The sequence below is a fragment of the Suttonella ornithocola genome, assembly GCF_001889065.1.
GTDB lineage: Bacteria > Pseudomonadota > Gammaproteobacteria > Cardiobacteriales > Cardiobacteriaceae > Suttonella_A > Suttonella_A ornithocola.
The window spans coordinates 1-3,597 of the sequence record NZ_LWHB01000075.1 but is presented as its reverse complement, the minus strand read 5'-3'; the positions used below and the strand labels follow the sequence as shown (position 1 = coordinate 3,597).

Sequence of the window (3,597 nt, the reverse complement as noted above, 5' to 3'; positions counted from 1 at the left end):
TATCGTCAACTAAATATTTATTTAATCGTAAATTGTATAACACAACTTAACTCAAAGTATATAGATTTGCAAGCATAACTTTTTTTTCTAACAAGTTGAAAAAATTTATAATTTTACGCTGCTATTTTAAGTGGATACGCTTTTAACGTCTCAGCAAGCGGTTCAGAAGTGGCTGCTGCTTCGCGCAAGTCGCGCAAAAATCCCGTTCCTTTGAGGTTCACAATTTTTACTCATCACTTAAAAGCCTACTTCCTTCCCCACTCAACAGCAACAAGCGAATTTCTGTCAGTAAATACTGATATTTTGCTTCGGCTAAGCTGCTGTTAGCCTCTGCTAAGTCTTTCTCAGCCTGTAGGATTTCTAAGGGATAACTCATCCCATATTGCGTGCCCAGTTTTGCAGCTTTGACTTTTTCAAGATTGGTTTGATACAACTGCTTTTGTGCTTTTATTTGCGCCTGATAGCCTTTTAGCAATGCAAATTGTTGTTTGACTTCTAAGCTGATTTTGCCTTTTTCGGCGCGATATTCTGCTTCTTTTTGCTGAATATAGGCGTTTTGTTGGCGAACTTTGCTGTTCGTTTCACCGCCACTATAGATAGGAAGATAAAATTGTAAGCCGACATAACCGCCTTTATTGCGGTTATGTTGCGCTTCACGATTAACGGCTTTGATATGATTGCGGTTGTCTTGATACCCAGCGGTCAAAGAAAGTTGAGGATAGTATTCACTTTCTGCGGTTTTTTTATCCGCAATGGCTTTTTCAAGTTCTAAGGCTTTTTGTTTGAGTGTGGTGTTGTGTTCAAGCGCTTTATTTAGCCATTGTTCTTCTGTAAGGGTGGTTTTTACAGTTAAGAAGTCAAGGCTATCGACAGGAGTTAAATGATGAACGGATAATCCTGTATCGTTTTCTAAGGTATTTTGAGCGGTCGTCAATTCTGTTTGCAAGCTGATTTCACGACTTGCCGCAGCATCATAGTGCGATTTTGCCTCTAATATGTCCAGCACGGTAGCTTGCCCTGATGTAAAGCTCCCTTCTGCTTGAGCAATTTGTGCTTGGTAGGTGGCTTTTTCCTTAGCAAGTGCGCTCAGTTTCTCTTGTGCGGTTAGGACAGCAAAATAGGCTTGCGCCACTTCCAGCAGTAAAGTATCTTCTTGCTGCTTTAATTGCGCTTCTCCTATTTGTGTGGTCATTTTTTCTGCTTGGTATTGTCGCCAGCGCGAAGCATCATAGATGGGTTGCGCGACTTGAAGATTGATGCCATAGCTTTGATAGCGTTCATAATCATCCTGCGCGCGGTTACTGTAATTACCATTGAGCGATAATTGTGGTAATAGATGCGCTTTGGCTTGTTGCTCGGGTTCTTGAGCAGCGTTGCGGGCATATTTTGCGACTTGATAAGCGGCAGCGTGTGTTTTAGCCGCTTGCCATGCGTCAATCAATGAAAGATTTTCAGAGGATGGTATGCTTTTGCTTTGCATCAGTGGGGGTTCAGTAGGAAGTGTTTTTGAGGTGATGTTAACAGCTGGTGGCTTGAGTGCATCTTTGCGATGAGCATTTTCTAAAGAGAAAAAGTTTTCATTGGGTTTTTGACTACATGCTATTAGCAATAATACCAATGGCAAGATTTTAAAAGGTTGTGCAGATAGCCTTGTCGCGGCAAGAGAGGTTTTCATCGTTGTTTCATGCTTTCATCAATTTTGGTTTGTAACGGACTGAGCAGATAATCAATAACTCTGCGTTTTCCTGTTTTTATTTCGACCGTAACATTCATCCCCGCACCTAAACGAACAGGGTGTCCTTCAATATTGAGGGTTTCTTTATCTAATTGGACGGTAGCGTCATAGACTAAGCCAAGATGTTCATTCTCTATCGCATCATAGCTGATATTGGTGAGCTTTCCCGTTAGATAGCCGTATCTGGTATAAGGAAAAGCCTCTATTTTAATTACGGCGTCTTGTCCGATACGCAAGAAACCGATGTCTTTATTTAAGACCATGACTTTCACGGCTAGTTGATAGTCATCCGGAACAATGACCATCAAGGGCTGTGCGGCGGTCGCGACACCACCAACCGTATGAACGGCAAGCTGTTGAACAGTGCCGTTCACAGGGGCTTTCATTTGCATCAAAGATTGACGTTGCGTGGCTTTTTCGAGTTGTGCCGTTAAATTTGGGATTTCTTCGTTGGCTTGACGCAAGGTTTCCAACGTATCACGACGTAAGGTTTGTGTATTGACCCGCCGGCTTTCTTCGGTTTCTTCTAATGTGGCTTGTACCTGAGCCAATTGACTTTGTCGGCTTTTTAAATCTCTTTCATTGGCAACCAATTTACTCTTCTGCTCTAAATAGGCATGATTGGCAATAAATTTTTGTTTTACCAATGCCGCTAAATCTTTGGTTCGCTGACGCTCAATTTCTCCTAAGGTTTTGAGCTTTTCTATTTCCTCTCCCAGCATTCGTAATTCTGCTTTGTTTTGCCGAATACGTGCTTTAAGCTGTTCATCTTGTGCAAGCCAAGTTTGATATTGTTGATTGACCAGATTTTGCGCTTCGCTACTTTCTCGTTCAGAAAGCGCGAAATCGGATTTTAATTGAGGAGGCTGTGAGTGATCCAGTGCAACTAATAATGCTTGGCTACGCAAAACCGCTATTCTTGCCGCCTGTAAAGCAGTTTTGGCTTGAAAAACATCCGCATCACTACCAATCGCTGTTAATTCTATCAGCACTTCTCCTTTTTTGACTTTCTGACCGTCCTGAACAAAAATTTTTTTGACTTCTGCGGTTTCAAGCGGTTGGATGACTTTACTTTGTCCGTTAGGTTCGGTTTTCCCTTGCGCCATGACCACGATATCAAGCTGCTCAAACCATGACCAAGCCAGTGCTAATAAAGCAAAAAGCATAATGAGTCGCGCAATCCATTTGGGGACTGGGGAGAGGGGTTTTTCTGTTAGGGCTAAATGTGCAGGTAAAAAATCGCATTCTTCTTGTTCGCGTTTTAAAGGTTCTAATTCATGACGCACCTGCCAAACTTTACGCCATGTGGAAACATAGCGCTTCAATAAATCTATAAAGGCTTCTTTATGAGGTGAGGTCATTCTTTCTTTTGGTCTTTAGTTAATAGATAAGCCATATACATAGGCACAATTAAGAAAGCGATACTTGCGGCAACATTCAGTGAAAATATGGCATATGGTGCTTTAATTACAGAAGCTGTTACACCTATCTGTATTGCGCCAAATACAAATAAAACATCTTTTTGTTTTCCAGAATATTCTTTATTCAAAAAAATCTTTATAAATAGGATATAGAAAATCACCATTAAAACAATTAAAATCATCTGCCAAATATCTTCAGTAGGTTTGTTATATAGTGCAATCATCTAAAACCCAACCCAATCCAAAGCAGATAAAAGAATAAAGTATCAATACAATCCATCCTCCATTCTTTGCGTATTTGCTTAATCCAAGCCCACATCTTTTCAATAGGATTTAAGTCTGGACTATAAGGGGGTAACCAAACTATCTCATGCCCATGCTCTTCAATGATTGCTTGAATATCACTGCGTTTATGAAAAGCGGCATTGTCCATGACAATTA

4 protein-coding genes are annotated in these 3,597 nt (G+C 40.8%); all 4 read right to left on the bottom strand.

Going from position 1 to position 3,597, the window contains the following annotated elements; translation table 11 throughout:
- Nucleotides 1-226: 226 nt before the first annotated feature.
- The gene (locus tag A5N85_RS06275) at nucleotides 227-1,675 is read right to left on the bottom strand and encodes a TolC family protein (protein ID WP_084601675.1); all 1,449 of its coding nucleotides are present in this window, start codon (nucleotides 1,673-1,675) and stop codon (nucleotides 227-229) included.
- Nucleotides 1,672-3,096 (bottom strand): HlyD family type I secretion periplasmic adaptor subunit, encoded by a 1,425-nt coding sequence (locus tag A5N85_RS06270; RefSeq protein WP_072576469.1) that lies wholly within the window; start codon nucleotides 3,094-3,096, stop codon nucleotides 1,672-1,674. Before A5N85_RS06270 ends, A5N85_RS06275 begins: the two co-directional genes overlap by 4 nt.
- Nucleotides 3,093-3,380, bottom strand: a complete 288-nt coding sequence (locus A5N85_RS06265) for a hypothetical protein (RefSeq protein WP_072576468.1) — start codon at nucleotides 3,378-3,380, stop codon at nucleotides 3,093-3,095. The genes A5N85_RS06270 and A5N85_RS06265 overlap by 4 nt, the downstream gene beginning before the upstream one ends.
- Nucleotides 3,377-3,597: transposase (locus A5N85_RS06260; protein WP_249023933.1), on the bottom strand; the 221-nt coding region annotated here is incomplete at its 5' end. The genes A5N85_RS06265 and A5N85_RS06260, both read right to left, overlap by 4 nt.

Excerpts from the sequence above, each read along its gene's own strand:
- A5N85_RS06270 (WP_072576469.1), bottom strand. The coding sequence starts at position 3,096 with ATGACCTCACCTCATAAAGAAGCCTTTATAGATTTATTGAAGCGCTAT.
- A5N85_RS06265 (WP_072576468.1), bottom strand. The coding sequence starts at position 3,380 with ATGATTGCACTATATAACAAACCTACTGAAGATATTTGGCAGATGATT.
- A5N85_RS06275 (WP_084601675.1), bottom strand. The coding sequence starts at position 1,675 with ATGAAAACCTCTCTTGCCGCGACAAGGCTATCTGCACAACCTTTTAAA.